This is a genomic window from Stenotrophomonas sp. FR024, assembly GCF_047500745.2.
Classification (GTDB): Bacteria; Pseudomonadota; Gammaproteobacteria; order Xanthomonadales; family Xanthomonadaceae; genus Stenotrophomonas; species Stenotrophomonas maltophilia_A.
This window is the reverse complement of sequence record NZ_JAXAXM020000001.1, coordinates 316,434-330,032: the sequence shown is the minus strand read 5'-3', so window position 1 is coordinate 330,032 and position 13,599 is coordinate 316,434. Positions and strand designations below refer to the sequence as shown.

13 protein-coding genes are annotated in these 13,599 nt (G+C 67.2%); 7 read left to right on the top strand and 6 right to left on the bottom strand.

The features are described 5' to 3' along the window. Positions 1 to 118: 118 nt before the first annotated feature. Entirely contained in the window at positions 119 to 523 is a 405-nt protein-coding gene (locus ACMZ91_RS01495) for a GFA family protein (protein ID WP_049421554.1), read from the bottom strand. 171 nt (positions 524 to 694) lie between these two features. Here ACMZ91_RS01495 and ACMZ91_RS01490 point away from each other — a divergent pair, with 171 nt between their 5' ends. Next, positions 695 to 1,669 (top strand): Lnb N-terminal periplasmic domain-containing protein, encoded by a 975-nt coding sequence (locus ACMZ91_RS01490; protein ID WP_100437440.1) that lies wholly within the window; start codon positions 695 to 697, stop codon positions 1,667 to 1,669. Then, positions 1,669 to 3,690 carry an esterase/lipase family protein gene (locus ACMZ91_RS01485; RefSeq protein WP_032127736.1) on the top strand — a complete coding sequence of 674 codons (2,022 nt, stop codon included), beginning with the start codon at positions 1,669 to 1,671 and terminating at the stop codon, positions 3,688 to 3,690. The genes ACMZ91_RS01490 and ACMZ91_RS01485 overlap by 1 nt, the downstream gene beginning before the upstream one ends. A gap of 38 nt (positions 3,691 to 3,728) precedes the next feature. On the opposite strand, the gene ACMZ91_RS01480 is transcribed toward ACMZ91_RS01485, so the two are convergent. After that, positions 3,729 to 5,150 (bottom strand): MFS transporter, encoded by a 1,422-nt coding sequence (locus ACMZ91_RS01480; protein ID WP_414577779.1) that lies wholly within the window; start codon positions 5,148 to 5,150, stop codon positions 3,729 to 3,731. A gap of 29 nt (positions 5,151 to 5,179) precedes the next feature. On the opposite strand from ACMZ91_RS01480, the gene soxR reads away from it, so the two are divergent. Next, positions 5,180 to 5,614: a redox-sensitive transcriptional activator SoxR gene (gene soxR, locus ACMZ91_RS01475; RefSeq protein WP_071228048.1), complete on the top strand. Its 435-nt coding sequence runs from the start codon at positions 5,180 to 5,182 to the stop codon at positions 5,612 to 5,614. 73 nt (positions 5,615 to 5,687) lie between these two features. On the opposite strand, the gene ACMZ91_RS01470 is transcribed toward soxR, so the two are convergent. Next, positions 5,688 to 6,290 (bottom strand): short chain dehydrogenase, encoded by a 603-nt coding sequence (locus tag ACMZ91_RS01470; protein WP_100437442.1) that lies wholly within the window; start codon positions 6,288 to 6,290, stop codon positions 5,688 to 5,690. A 100-nt stretch (positions 6,291 to 6,390) separates the two neighbouring features. Here ACMZ91_RS01470 and ACMZ91_RS01465 point away from each other — a divergent pair, with 100 nt between their 5' ends. Further along, positions 6,391 to 7,266, top strand: coding sequence for a LysR family transcriptional regulator (locus tag ACMZ91_RS01465; RefSeq protein ID WP_100437443.1), 876 nt, complete (start codon positions 6,391 to 6,393; stop codon positions 7,264 to 7,266). Between the two features lie 59 nt (positions 7,267 to 7,325). On the opposite strand, the gene proC is transcribed toward ACMZ91_RS01465, so the two are convergent. Beyond that, the gene (proC, locus tag ACMZ91_RS01460) at positions 7,326 to 8,147 is read right to left on the bottom strand and encodes a pyrroline-5-carboxylate reductase (protein ID WP_100437444.1); all 822 of its coding nucleotides are present in this window, start codon (positions 8,145 to 8,147) and stop codon (positions 7,326 to 7,328) included. 18 nt (positions 8,148 to 8,165) lie between these two features. Beyond that, positions 8,166 to 8,843: a YggS family pyridoxal phosphate-dependent enzyme gene (locus tag ACMZ91_RS01455; RefSeq protein WP_100437445.1), complete on the bottom strand. Its 678-nt coding sequence runs from the start codon at positions 8,841 to 8,843 to the stop codon at positions 8,166 to 8,168. A gap of 87 nt (positions 8,844 to 8,930) precedes the next feature. Here ACMZ91_RS01455 and ACMZ91_RS01450 point away from each other — a divergent pair, with 87 nt between their 5' ends. From ACMZ91_RS01450 to ACMZ91_RS01440, 3 genes are all read left to right on the top strand, one after another. Continuing rightward, positions 8,931 to 9,968, top strand: coding sequence for a type IV pilus twitching motility protein PilT (locus ACMZ91_RS01450; RefSeq protein ID WP_006422551.1), 1,038 nt, complete (start codon positions 8,931 to 8,933; stop codon positions 9,966 to 9,968). A gap of 100 nt (positions 9,969 to 10,068) precedes the next feature. After that, entirely contained in the window at positions 10,069 to 11,211 is a 1,143-nt protein-coding gene (locus tag ACMZ91_RS01445; RefSeq protein WP_005408369.1) for a PilT/PilU family type 4a pilus ATPase, read from the top strand. A 181-nt stretch (positions 11,212 to 11,392) separates the two neighbouring features. Continuing rightward, positions 11,393 to 12,376, top strand: a complete 984-nt coding sequence (locus tag ACMZ91_RS01440) for an aldo/keto reductase (protein WP_071228053.1) — start codon at positions 11,393 to 11,395, stop codon at positions 12,374 to 12,376. A gap of 55 nt (positions 12,377 to 12,431) precedes the next feature. On the opposite strand, the gene ACMZ91_RS01435 is transcribed toward ACMZ91_RS01440, so the two are convergent. Next, complete coding sequence (locus ACMZ91_RS01435) at positions 12,432 to 13,331, bottom strand: LysR substrate-binding domain-containing protein (protein WP_495497635.1); 900 nt, start codon at positions 13,329 to 13,331, stop codon at positions 12,432 to 12,434. Between the last annotated feature and the right edge of the window lie 268 nt (positions 13,332 to 13,599).

Genomic DNA, 13,599 nt, shown 5'->3' with positions numbered 1-13,599 from the left:
TCGCCACCGAACCGCAGGCGACGCCCCGCCGGCCTTGGCTGAAGCGCCCGGTGCGGGCAGGCCGCAGCGGCATGGCCCCCTGGCAGAAGGTTGCCGCACCGCCACGGCGCACGCGCCACTAACCGGTGCGGTCGGCGGGATGGTTGACCCCATCGTTGACCGGGATCACACCCAGCGCGAACGGGTCGATGCCTTCCAGGCAGGCCACGTTGTAGCCGTACTGTTCCGGGTTGGAGCGGCGCCGGTGATGGGTGTAGATGCCGCACACGCCACAGAAATAGTGCTCGGCCACATGGGTGTTGAACTGGTACCGCTGCAGGTGGTTCTGCCCGCGCACCACCTGCAGGCCCGCGCGGCTGACGCTGGCGGCAATGGCCCCCCGGCGCCGGCACATCGAGCAGTCGCAGCGTCGGGGTTCGACAATACCGTCCGGCAGGTCCAGCAGCAGTTCGACCGTGCCGCAGTGGCAGGTGGCTCGGTGCCGGGGTTGGACCGGAACGCCGGCCACGGAAGTGATGCCCATCGTTGCTCCTGTGAAGTGAACCTGGCCGCAGAGGCCGCCGCCGACGGTGCGCCGCCCAGCCTGAACGGTCCGTAGATGCCACGGTGAACCCGCTTGTGGCTAACTATGCGGCTTCGAGACCGCGACAGGATGCCAGTGAACGCCGCAGGACGTTGGATGACAGGGAGTGCCATGGCGCTGGCGGCGCTGTGGGTGAGCGGGCTGCTGGCCTACCAGCTGCCGGGACCGGGTTGGCTGGCCACCGGCGTGGCCGTGCTGTGGCTGCTGGTGGCGCTGTGGGCGTCGTGGCGGGTCGCGCGCGGGCGTGCCTCGCGCCGCCTGGGCACGGCCTTCGGTGTGGCGCTGGCGTTGGCCGGCCTGTGGTGGCTGCTGCTGACCCCGCGCCAGGACCGCGTATGGGCCGACGACGTGGCCCAGCGCCTGCATGTGGTGTCCTTCGACGGGCGCCACGTGGTGCTGGACAACGTGCGCGACTTCAGCTGGCGCAGTGAAACCGACTACGACGCGCACTGGGTGCGCCGCGAATACGACCTGGACCAGCTGCGCTCGGCCGACCTGGTGCTGTCGTACTGGATGGGCCCGGCGATCGCCCACACGCTGATCTCGTTCGGTTTCGAGGATGGTCGCCACGTGGTGTTCTCGCTGGAGATCCGCAAGGAGCGCGGTGAGTCGTTCTCCGCGCTGGGCGGCTTCTTCCGCAAGTTCGAGATGACCCTGGTGGCTTCGGAGGAGACCGACATCATCCGCACCCGCACCAACGCGCGGGGCGAGGATGTCTACCTGTACCGCCTGCATGGCATGGACCGCGCGCAGCTGAAGGAACTGTTCGCCGCGTACATCGAACAGGCGCGTGAACTGGATGCCAAGCCGGGCTTCTACAACACGCTGACCAGCAACTGCACGACCATCGTCTTCGACCTGGCCCGCCACATCGCACCGCGCCTGCCGTTGGACTATCGGCTGCTGCTGTCCGGCTATCTGGCCGAGTACGCGCAGGAGGTCGGTGCACTCACGCCGGGCGTGCCGTACGCCGAGCTGCACGATAAGGGCCGCATCACCCAGCGCGCATTGGACCTGGGTGATGGCGAGCATTTCTCCACCGTGATCCGCCAGGGCGTGCCCGGCACCGAGCAGGACCCGCAGTAATGACCCAACTCTTTCTGACCCGCTGGCAGCGCCTGCTGCCGGTGTTGTTCGCCGCCTTCCTGCTGCTGGGCAGCAGCGGCTGCGCGATGGTCACCGTCAAGCAGGTCAAGTCCAGCGATTCGCTGGTCAACAAGCGTGCGGACGTGCTCAACACTGGCAAGCTCAGCCCCGCCGCGCGTGAAACGCTCAGCGCAGCGGGCCTGGACGAATCGCAGTGCGAGAAGGACTTCCTGGTCTGCCGCAGCACGTTGCTGATGACCGACGACCTCAATGTCGAGCAGCGGCTGTCGGCGCTGTCCGAGCTGTGGGTGAAGGCTGCATTGGCGATGACGCCGAAGAAGACCGCCGCAGGCGACCCGCCGATGAGCGATGCGGCATTGGATGCCTGGCTGGAAGCCGCGCGCTATGCCTATGCCTACCTGTTCTACAGTGGCCGCTCACCGTCCGACCGGGCCTTCGAGGACCGGCAGACGCAGGTGCGCGACTACTACAACTACGCGGCCGAGAAGGCGGCGGTGGTGTTGTTCGTGCGCGCACGTGCCGCTGCGCTGGCCGGCGAGGACTACACGAAGCCGCTCACGGTCGGTAGCTGGTCGCTGGCCTCCAACTACCAGCAGCTGGGTCTGAAGAGCATTCCGGCGCAGCTGGTTCCGGCCGGTACCGTCAGCTTTGTCGGCCTGCGCAGCACCTATCGCCGCGATGGCTTCGGTGCCGAGCTGGTGATGGTGATGGACCCGCCGAAACTGGTCGCGCCAGTGATCGCGCCCGACGGCCCGAAGGCTGAAACCGCGCAGGACGACGAGGACGACGAGCGTCGTGGCCGCCGCCACCGCCATGACGATTCGGTGCCCGAGTTCAGTGAGATGTCCTCGATCAACGTCACCGCACTGCTGCGGTTCGAGGGCAGCAGCCTGGAAGACGTGATGCGCACGCGCCGGGTCGAGCTGGATGCCTATTCGCCGGAAGCGACCGAGCGCATCACTCTGCACGGTGAGCAGGTACCGCTGGCCGGCAACTTCACTGCCGCCTACGGCCTGTGGCTGGCGCAGAGTGGCTTCGCCCGGCAGTCGCTGCGCACCCTGTTCGGCATGAGCGAGGGCATCGGCGAGCCGCACATCTACCTGATGCAGCCGTGGGACCCGAACCGCCGCATCATCTTCATGCTGCACGGCCTGGCCAGCAGCCCGGAAGCGTGGGTGAACCTGGCCAACGAGATCATGGGTGACCCCGAGCTGCGCCAGCAGTTCCAGGTGTGGCAGGTCTATTACCCGACCAATGCGCCGATCGCGCTGAACCGCTACGAGATCGCCAATGCATTCAACGACACGCTGAAGCATTTCGATCCCAACGGCAGCACGCGTGCGTCGAAGGACATGGTCTACATCGGTCACAGCATGGGCGGCGTGCTGGCGCGCCTGCTGGTGAGCGATTCCGGCGATGTACTGTGGAACGACCTGCTGGCCAACTACGACCTGAAGGGGGAACGGCTGAAGCGGGTGCAGAACAAGCTGGGTCCGCTGCTGCATTTCAAGGCACAGCCGAACGTGGAGCGTGCGATCTTCATCGCCGCGCCGCACCAGGGCACCGACATTGCCGGCAACAAGGTCGGTCGCCTGATTGGTCGCCTGGTACGCCTGCCGCTGACAATCCTCGGCAAGTTCGAGGACGTGTTCATGGCGCTGGCGCAGGCCGAGCAGCAGGTCGATGGCACCGCCAAGCCGAAGATCCCGAACAGCATCGACAACCTCAAGGCCAGCGATCCGTTCGTGAAGGCCGCCGCACAGCTGCCGATTGAGGCGGGCCTGAAGTACCACTCGATCATCGCCCAGCGCAAGCCGGAGCTGCCGGTGGAAAAATCCGATGATGGGCTGGTGCCGTACTGGAGCGCACATCTGCCGGGCGCGCTGTCGGAGAAGGTGATCATCTCCGGCCACAGCGTGCAGGAAACCCCGCAGGCGGTGCTGGAGGTGAGGCGCATCCTGCACCGGGATATCGATGACATGGGGACCGGCAGCCGGTAGTGCCGGCCGCTGGCCGGCAATCCCGCAATGCGGCGGTACTACACCCGCCGCGCGATCACCGTGGCCAGCAGTGCCAGGCCGAAGGTGATTGCCAGGCACAGGAAGTAGCCGGTGTGTGGTGCGGTTTCCACGAACAACGCGAACAGAGCACCGGAAACCGCCAGTGCGGTGGTCACCGACAGCGCCTCGCTCAGCTGCAGTGCCGAGGTGTTGGCACCCTGCTCGTGCGGTGCGGACAACGACAGCGTCAGCACCGACAGGCTGGCGTAGATCATGCCCATGCCGAAGCCGGTCATGGCCCAGCCGACCAGGGCCACCGGCAGCGGCACTGCGTTGAACAGCACGGCCAGTGTGGCGGCGATACCGATCGTCATCAGCGGTGTGCCAACGCGCAGCAGCTGCTGGCGTGACCAGCCGCGCTGCTGGTGGCCCTGCAGCCAGGAGCCGGCGAACCAGCCCAGTGCACCGAGGCTGAGCACCGCGCCGGCCCAGCTGGGCGAGAGCCCGCGTTCGCGCTGCAACAGCAGTGGCAGGTAGGCCTCACAGGCGAAGAATGCGGCCGCCGCGACGCCGCGCAGCGCGATCACGCTGGGCAATCCGCGGCGCAGGATCAATGTGCCGGCGGGCAGCAGGTGATGCACGCAGAACAGCAGCGCCAGCAGCGCTGCGCCAATGCAGAGCAGGGCGGGCAGGCCGCGCTGCTGGCCACCGAAGTACAGCAGCAGCGCCGCCAGCGAGGCGCCGCTGGCCCAGCGCACCACGTTGCCGCGACCATCGTCGCTGCTGGCAGCATCAGTGGGCTGCATGCGTGCCAGTGCAGGGCGCAGCAGCAGCGCGGCCGGGACCGCCAGTAGCGGCACCGCCAGGAACACCCAGCGCCAGCCGAGATGCTGCACGATCAGCCCGCTCAGCGCGGGACCGATCATCGACGGCACCACCCAGCCGGCGGAGAACGCGGCGAATACCTTCGGGCGCAGGTGTTCGGGATAGCTGCGGCCAACCATCACGTACAGCGAGACCGAGATCGCGCCTGCGCCCAGGCCCTGTAGCAGGCGCCCGGCCACCAGCATGCCCATGCGCATGGCGAAGCCGGCCAGCAGCAGGCCCAGCACGAAGCAGCCCAGGCCATACCACAGCGGCCGAGCTGGTCCCTGGCGGTCGGCCCAGCGTCCGGCCAGGGTCATGCCGATGACACTGGTGGCCAGGGTGCCGCCAAAGGCCAGCGCATACAGGCGCAGGCCATCCAGCGCCTCGGCCACGGTCGGCATGGCGGCCGCCACCGCCAGGGCCTCGAAGGCATGCAGCGCCACCAGTGCCACCATGCCGATGGTGGTGGCGCGATAGCGGGGAGACAGGATCGACGTATCAGCCGGCGCACGGGCGTCGGCGGGCGAAAGAGTGGGGGACATACGAGTCAGATGCGGGCCGCGCTTGTCAACTGGCGGCGAAGATAGCAGCATGCCACCTCAACTGCAGTTTAGGTCAAGCAATGGTTTCCCAGGAACTCAGCGTTGGTGAAGTCTCCCAGCGCAGTGGCGTGGCGGTTTCCGCGCTGCATTTCTACGAGCGCAAGGGGCTGATCAGCAGCCTGCGCACCTCGGGCAACCAGCGGCGCTACAGCCGTGACGTGCTGCGACGGTTGGCCGTGATCCGCGTCGCGCAACGGGTGGGCATGCCACTGGAAGCTGTCGGCCGTGCCTTCGAAAGCCTGCCCGAGGGCCGCGCGCCGACCAAGGCCGACTGGGCCAAGCTGTCCGCGCGCTGGCGCACCGAGCTGGAGGAGCGCATCCGCATGCTGGAACTGCTGCGCGATGAACTGACCGGCTGCATCGGCTGCGGCTGCCTGTCGCTGCAGCGCTGCCGCCTGGCCAACCCCGAAGACGTCCTCGGCGAACGCGGCGACGGCCCGATGCGCTGGGAGTGATCCGCGAAAAGGGGACGGAGGGGATTATGTCGTTTGTGCATTAACGACTTAATCCCCTCCGTCCCCTTTTTTCTTACCAGACCGTGATCGTCTCGCCGCTCTGGATGCCTTCCACCGCGCGCTGGAAGGCCAGCGCCGCGCGCTGCGCGCTCACCGCTTCGAAGCCTGGGAAATAGGGGCCGTAAGCCGCCATCGATTCGATCAGCACGTTCGGGCTGACCACGTTGATGCGCAGGCCACGGGGCAGCAGCTCCAACGCGGCGGCACGCACGAAGCCTTCCAGTGCGGCATTCACCGAGGTGGCGTTGACGCCATCGCGGATCGGCTGTGCGCTGACGATGCCGCTGGTCAGGGTGATCGAGCCGCCGGCGTTGAGGTGGTGCTGGGCGACCAGTGCCAGCCGCACCTGGCCCAGTAGCTTGTCCTGCAGGCCGAGGTTGAACTGCTCGGGTGTCATGTCCTTCAGCGGACCGAAGTGCAGCTTGCCAGCGGTGGAGATCACTGCATCGACCGGACCGGTGCGCGCGAAAAGTTCGGCGACGCTGGCGTCGTCTGTCAGGTCGACGCGCAGCTCACCGCTGTTGCGGCCGGCGGCGAGGATCTGATGCTGCTGGCCGAGCTGGTGGGCGACTGCCTGGCCGAGGGTGCCGCTGGCACCGACGAGGAGGATCTTCATGGCCGTTCCTTGCGAGAGGGGGAATGGGCGCAGTCTGCGCCCTCACAGTGGGGTTAGGTAAGCGGCGTATGCTTCGCAGATTCCTAACTCTGGATTAGCAATGGATACCCTTCGCTGCATGCAGGCCTTCGTCGCCGTGGCCGAGTCCGGGAGCTTTGCAGGAGCTGCCGAACAGCTGCAGGTGTCGGCGGTGATGGTCGGCAAGTACATCCAGCAGCTGGAGGCGCACCTGGGTACCGCGCTGCTGCAACGGAACACCCGCCGCCAGCGCCTGACCGAAGCCGGCGGCGCCTACCTGGCCGGGTGCCGGCAGGTGCTGGAGCAGGTGCAGCAGGCGGAGGCGGACGTGGCCGGCCTGCAGGTTCAACCTCGCGGGCTGCTGCGGGTCAGCGCGCCAACCACCTGGGGCAGCTGCGTGCTGGCGCCACAACTGGCCGGCCTGCTGCGCGCGCAGCCGCAGTTGAACATCGAGCTGGACCTGAGCAACCGCCGCGTGGACCTGATCGAGGATGGCTTCGACGTGGCGATCCGGGTCGGGCCGCTGCCATCGCAGGAGGTGGTGGCGCGGCCGCTGCCGCCGTATGCAATGAGCCTGTGTGCGGCACCGTCCTACCTGCGCCGGCGCGGCACGCCGCGCACGCCCGCGGATCTGCAGGGGCATGATTGCCTGAGCCACCTGGCCTGGCGCGGCGGCCATGGCTGGCAGCTGGCCAACGGCGAACAGGTGGACTGGGAAGCGCGCCTGACCTGCAATGATGGTGTCGCGTTGCGCGAGGCCGCCGTGGCCGGCGCAGGGCTGGTGCTGCAGCCGACCGCGCTGCTGGCCGGCGAAATCGCGGCCGGGCGGTTGAAGCCGCTGCTGCGCGACTACCTGCCCGAACCGCGGCCGATGCATCTGATCTACCTGCCGGATCGACGGCCGCGCCCGCGGTTGCAGTGCTTCGTCGATTTCGTCATGGCCACATTGGGGCAATGAACATCCACGCCATGCGTGGATGATGGTAGGTGCCGACCGTTGGTCGACACACATCGGGATCAATCATTCGCCGCAGACAGTTCCTGCCCACGCACCTGCGCGGCGCGCAGCGCCGTATCCACCAGCGCCTCGAAACCACCGGCCTGGAAGCTCTCGATCGCGGCCTGGGTGGTGCCGTTCGGCGAGGTCACGCGGCGACGCAGTTCGGCCGGGCTTTCGCCGGCTTCATCGAGCATGCGCGAGGCACCCAGCAGGGTCTGCACCACCAGCGTGCGCGCCGCTTCTGCAGGCAGGCCCTGTGCGATACCCGCCGCTTCCATCGCTTCGGCCAGCAGGAACACATAGGCCGGCCCACTGCCGGAGACCGCGGTGACCGAATCCATCAGCGACTCGCTGTCGATCCACACCGTGCGCCCGGCACTGGCAAGCACCTGTTCGGCGCGTGCGTGCTGCTGCGCGTCCACCGACGCGGTGGCGTACAGGCCGGTCACGCCGGCGCCGAGCAGGGCCGGCGTGTTCGGCATCGCGCGCACCACAGGCAGGTTCCCGCCCAGCCAGCGTTCAAGCTGCGTGCTGGTGATGCCGGCGGCAATCGACACCACCAGCGGTCGGTTCGCCTGTGCCAGCGCCTGCAGCGACTGGCATACATCGCGCAGTACCTGCGGCTTCACCGCCAGCAGCCAGGTATTGCCCTGTGCGGCGGCATCGGCGGCGTTGTCGTGCACCTGCACGCCGAAGTCGGCAGCCAGTGACTCGCGCAGTGCGGCCACCGGTTCGGCCACGTGGATGTGCGCGGCAGGCACGCCCTGGCGGATCAGGCCGGCGATCAGGCTGCGGGCCATGTTGCCGCCGCCGATGAAGGTGATGGAATCAGCTGCCATGGAAGTCTCCTTGGAAAATCAGGCCGGGCCCGGGCGGGCGCCGAACAGGGCGGTGCCGATGCGCACCAGGGTGGCACCCTCGGCGATGGCTTCGGCGTAGTCGCTGCTCATGCCCATCGACAGCGTATCGACCTGCGCGTACTGGGCGGCCAGTGACTGGAAAAGGGCGCGCATGCGCACGAATGCATCCCGACGACGCTCGGCCTCCGGCCACGGTGCGGGAATCGCCATCAGGCCGCGCAGGCGCAGCTGGGGTTCGGCGGCGATCGTGGCGGCCAATGCGTCCACGGCCTCCGGCGCACAGCCGTGCTTGCTGGACTCATCGTCGATGTTGACCTGGATCAGCACGTTCAGCGGGCCGCGCGCGGCCGGGCGATGGCGTGCCAGCGCGGTCACCAGCTTGGAACGGTCCACGCTCTGCACCCAGTCGAAATGGCTGGCCACGGCATCGGCCTTGTTCGACTGCAGGTGGCCGATCAGGTGCCATTCCAGCGCCAGGTGCTGCAGCGCCTGCATCTTGGCCAGTGCTTCCTGCACGTAGTTCTCGCCGAAGGCGTGCTGGCCCTGTGCGGCCAGCGCGGCCACGGCCTCGGCCGGCTGGGTCTTGGACACCGCCAGCAGGCGTGGGTCGGGCCTGCCAGCGGCCTCGGCGGCGGCGTGCAGGTTGCTCAGGATCTGGGGCAGGGGAGTGGCCACGTAACGCGTTCCGTTGAATCAGGAGGCTATACTGCCGCCCGGGGAAAGATCCTTCCAGTCGAAGCCGTTATTGGGGAGTAGCCGCTCATGGATATCGCCGAGCTGTTGGCGTTTTCCGTAAAGAACAAAGCGTCCGACCTGCACCTGTCCGCAGGCCTGCCGCCGATGATCCGCGTGGACGGCGACGTGCGCCGGATCAACATCCCAGCCCTGGACCACAAGCAGGTCCACGCGCTGGTGTACGACATCATGTCCGACAAGCAGCGCCGCGATTACGAGGAATTCCTCGAAGTGGACTTCTCCTTCGAGATCCCGTCGCTGGCGCGCTTCCGTGTCAACGCGTTCAACCAGAACCGCGGTGCCGGTGCGGTGTTCCGTACCATTCCGTCCGAGGTGCTCACCCTCGAGGACCTGGCCTGCCCGCCGCTGTTCCGCGAAGTGATCCAGCAGCCGCAGGGCCTGATCCTGGTGACCGGCCCGACCGGCTCGGGCAAGTCGACCACGCTGGCGGCGATGATCGACTACATCAACAAAAACGAATACGGCCACATCCTCACCGTCGAGGATCCGATCGAATTCGTGCACACCTCGCAGAAGTGCCTGATCAACCAGCGCGAAGTGCACCGCGATACGCATGGCTTCAACGAAGCGCTGCGCTCGGCACTGCGTGAGGACCCGGACATCATCCTGGTCGGCGAACTGCGCGACCTGGAAACCATCCGCCTGGCGCTGACCGCCGCGGAAACCGGCCACCTGGTGTTCGGCACCCTGCACACCAGCTCGGCGGCCAAGACCATCGACCGTATCATCGACGTGTTCCCGGCCGGCGAAAAGCCGATGGTGCGTTCGATGCTGTCCGAGTCGCTGCGTGCGGTGATCTCGCAGGCACTGCTGAAGAAGGTCGGCGGCGGCCGTACCGCTGCATGGGAAATCATGGTCGGCACCCCGGCCATCCGCAACCTGATCCGCGAGGACAAGGTGGCGCAGATGTATTCGGCCATCCAGACCGGCCAGCAGTACGGCATGATGACCCTGGACCAGCACCTGCAGGACCTGGTCAAGCGCAGCCTGATCACCCGCAACCAGGCCCGCGACTACGCCAAGGACAAGCGCCTGTTCGAGTAAGGCGGGGCCGCAACGGGACGGCGTGCGCCAGTGCGCCGCCGTTTCCGCGCCGTTTCCGCCTCCGACCGTTTCCTGGTACATGCCCCATTGGGAGCCCGCCGTGAACACCACCGCGACCACCATCGATTTCACTTCGTTCCTCAAGCTGATGGCGCACCAGCGCGCCTCGGACCTGTTCATCACCGCCGGCATGCCGCCGGCGATGAAGGTCAACGGCAAGATCTCGCCGATCACGCAGACCCCGCTCACGCCGCAGCAGAGCCGCGACCTGGTCCTCAACGTGATGACCCCGGCGCAGCGCGAGGAATTCGAGAAGACCCACGAGTGCAACTTCGCCATCGGCCTGTCCGGCGTCGGCCGCTTCCGCGTGAGCTGCTTCTACCAGCGCAACCAGGTCGGCATGGTGCTGCGTCGCATCGAGACGCGCATTCCGACCGTGGAAGAGCTGAGCCTGCCGCCGATCATCAAGACGCTGGCGATGACCAAGCGCGGCATCATCCTGTTCGTCGGTGCCACCGGTACCGGTAAATCGACCTCGCTGGCGGCGATGATCGGTTACCGCAACCAGAACTCGACTGGCCACATCATCACCATCGAAGACCCGATCGAATTCGTGCACAAGCACGAGGGCTGCATCATCACCCAGCGCGAAGTCGGCATCGATACCGACAGCTGGGAAGCCGCGTTGAAGAACACCCTGCGCCAGGCGCCGGACGTGATCATGATCGGCGAGGTGCGTACCCGCGAAGGCATGGACCACGCCATCGCGTTCGCGGAAACCGGCCACCTGGTGCTGTGCACCCTGCATGCCAACAACGCCAACCAGGCGATGGACCGCATCGTCAACTTCTTCCCGGAAGACCGCCGCAACCAGCTGCTGATGGACCTGTCGCTGAACCTCAAGGGCGTGGTCGCGCAGCAGCTGGTGCCGTCGCCCGATGGCCGCTCGCGCAAGGTGGCGATGGAGATCCTGCTGGGCACGCCGCTGGTGCAGGACTACATCCGCGACGGCGAGATCCACAAGCTGAAGGAAGTGATGAAGGATTCGGTCCAGCTGGGCATGAAGACTTTCGACCAGAGCCTGTTCGAGCTGTACCAGGCGGGCGAGATCAGCTACGAGGACGCACTGCGCTACGCCGATTCGCAGAACGAAGTGCGCCTGCGCATCAAGCTCAGCCAGGGCGGCGACGCCCGCACCCTGTCGCAGGGGCTGGATGGCGTGGAGATCTCCGAGATCCGGTGACCTGGGTATTCCGTAGCGTCGAGCCTGCTCGACTGTTCTTGTCGAGTCGAGCAAGCTCGACGCTACGGGCGGGCGGCTCCGCGCATTGATGAATTCCAGTCATGACCAACTGCAATGCTGCCCATTCAATCCGTGGGCTCTGCAGGCGTATCGTCAGCGCTCCCCCCTCTGGAGCACGACGATGCAGACACGTGAACTCGGCCGCAGTGGCCTGAAGGTTTCCGCCCTCGGCCTGGGCTGCATGGGCCTGAGCCATGGCTACGGCCAACCGGTGGAGCGGGGCCAGGGCATCGCCCTGCTGCAGGCCGCCGTCGAGCGTGGCGTGACCTTCTTCGACACCGCCGAAGTGTACGGCCCTTACACCAACGAAGACCTGCTCGGCGAGGCGCTGGCGCCGTACCGCGACAGGCTGGTGATCGCCACCAAGTTCGGCTTCAAGGATGCGCGCGTCGATACCGGGCTGGACAGCCGTCCCGAGAACATCCGCGCGGTGGCGGAGGCCAGCCTCAAGCGCCTGCGCACCGACCATATCGACCTGTTCTACCAGCACCGCGTGGACCCGAACGTGCCGATCGAGGATGTCGCTGGCACCGTTCGCGACCTGATCGCCGAGGGCAAGGTCGGCCACTTCGGCCTGTCCGAGGCGAGCGCCGCGACCGTTCGCCGTGCGCATGCGGTGCAGCCAGTGGCCGCCGTGCAGAGCGAGTACTCGCTGTGGTGGCGTGAGCCGGAGCGCGAGCTGCTGCCCACGTTGCAGGAACTGGGCATCGGCTTCGTACCGTTCAGCCCGCTGGGCCGTGGTTTCCTGACCGGCGCGATCAACGCCGACACCACCTTCGACGCCAACGACTTCCGCAACAGCGTGCCGCGTTTTGAAGTGGAGGCGCGTCGTGCCAACCAGGCGCTGGTTGACCGCATCAGCACGATCGCTGCCGCACGTGGCGCGACGCCGGCGCAGGTAGCGCTGGCCTGGCTGCTGGCGCAGGCACCGTGGATCGTGCCGATTCCGGGCACCACCAAGATCCATCGCCTGGAAGAAAACCTGGGCGCGGCCGACCTGCAGTTGGCGCCGGAGGAACTGCAACGCATCGCGCAGGCGCTGGATGAAGTGTCGATTGTCGGTGAGCGCTACAACGCGCAGCGCGCGGCGCAGGCCAAGGGCTGACCGCCAGGTGGGTGCGGACCGTTGGTGGGGGGGGGGGACGGTGGGGCCCCACTCCTCAACTCCCCATCGGCCCGCGCAGCGCATCAAGCACCGTCCGCATCGCCACGGTGACGTGGCGGCGTGACGGGTAATACGCGTAGTAGCCATCGAAGTGCGGGCACCAATCGTCCAGCACGGATTGCAGGCGGCCATCGTCCAGCATCGGCTGCACCTGGTCTTCCGGCAGCCAGGCCAGCCCGCTGCCGGCCAGTGCAGCCGTGCGGGTCATGCCCATGGTGTTGAAGGTCCACTGACCGGTCACGCGCACGCTCAGTTCGTTGCCGTCCTGGCCGAAATCCCACGGCATCAGTCCGCCATGCGTAGGCAGGCGCAGGGTGATGCAGTTGTGGTTGGCCAGGTCGTGCGGATGCCGTGGCACCACATGCTGGCGGAAGTAGCTGGGCGCACCGACCACGCGCATGCGCAGCGGTGGGCTGACCGGTACCGCGATCATGTCGCGCGCCAACCGTTCGCCGAGGCGGATGCCGATGTCGTAGCGCTCGGCGACGATGTCGGCCAGCCCGTAGTCTGCAGCCAGTTCCACCTTCAGGTCCGGGTACTGCTGCAGCAATGGCGCCAACCGCGGCCAGGCGATGTATTCGGCGGCATGGCCGGTGGCATTGATGCGGATGGTGCCGGCCGGGCGTTCGCGGTACTCGGCCAGTGCGGCCAGTTCGTCCTCGATCTCGGCCAGGCGCGGGGCGAGGGTCTCGAGCAGGCGCGCACCGGCTTCGGTGGTGGACACGCTGCGGGTGGTGCGGGTCAGCAGGCGCACGCCGAGGCGCTCTTCCAGGCCGCGCATGGCATGGCTGAGCGCGGACTGGGAGACACCCAGCTGGGCGGCGGCCCGGGTGAAGCTGCCTTCGCGGGCAACGTGGACGAAGGCCTGCAGGTCGTTGAGATTTTCACGGGGCATGACGGGATGATACGGCCGGGCTGCGCCCGGCACCCGCCGAAACAACGTCAATGGCAACGTCAAAAGCTGGCTTCCTGAGGGGAGGCGGGGTGGCTCAGGTTGCGGGGGACGGCGCAAGTACGTCCATGTAGCCTCGGTCGCGCCATCCATGGCGCTCACGCCCCCGCACCCTGAGCCGCCCCGCCTTCGACATTTTCCCGCGAGCTGTTGGAACGGCTCCGACCCCATTCTGTGTAGGCGTGTGGGGATGTCGATTTCAGGGACTGTG

Coding starts and splice junctions, on each gene's coding strand:
- ACMZ91_RS01495 (WP_049421554.1), bottom strand. CDS start 523: ATGGGCATCACTTCCGTGGCCGGCGTTCCGGTCCAACCCCGGCACCGA.
- ACMZ91_RS01490 (WP_100437440.1), top strand. CDS start 695: ATGGCGCTGGCGGCGCTGTGGGTGAGCGGGCTGCTGGCCTACCAGCTG.
- ACMZ91_RS01485 (WP_032127736.1), top strand. CDS start 1,669: ATGACCCAACTCTTTCTGACCCGCTGGCAGCGCCTGCTGCCGGTGTTG.
- ACMZ91_RS01480 (WP_414577779.1), bottom strand. CDS start 5,150: ATGCTGCTATCTTCGCCGCCAGTTGACAAGCGCGGCCCGCATCTGACT.
- soxR (WP_071228048.1), top strand. CDS start 5,180: ATGGTTTCCCAGGAACTCAGCGTTGGTGAAGTCTCCCAGCGCAGTGGC.
- ACMZ91_RS01470 (WP_100437442.1), bottom strand. CDS start 6,290: ATGAAGATCCTCCTCGTCGGTGCCAGCGGCACCCTCGGCCAGGCAGTC.
- ACMZ91_RS01465 (WP_100437443.1), top strand. CDS start 6,391: ATGGATACCCTTCGCTGCATGCAGGCCTTCGTCGCCGTGGCCGAGTCC.
- proC (WP_100437444.1), bottom strand. CDS start 8,147: ATGGCAGCTGATTCCATCACCTTCATCGGCGGCGGCAACATGGCCCGC.
- ACMZ91_RS01450 (WP_006422551.1), top strand. CDS start 8,931: ATGGATATCGCCGAGCTGTTGGCGTTTTCCGTAAAGAACAAAGCGTCC.
- ACMZ91_RS01440 (WP_071228053.1), top strand. CDS start 11,393: ATGCAGACACGTGAACTCGGCCGCAGTGGCCTGAAGGTTTCCGCCCTC.
- ACMZ91_RS01435 (WP_495497635.1), bottom strand. CDS start 13,331: ATGCCCCGTGAAAATCTCAACGACCTGCAGGCCTTCGTCCACGTTGCC.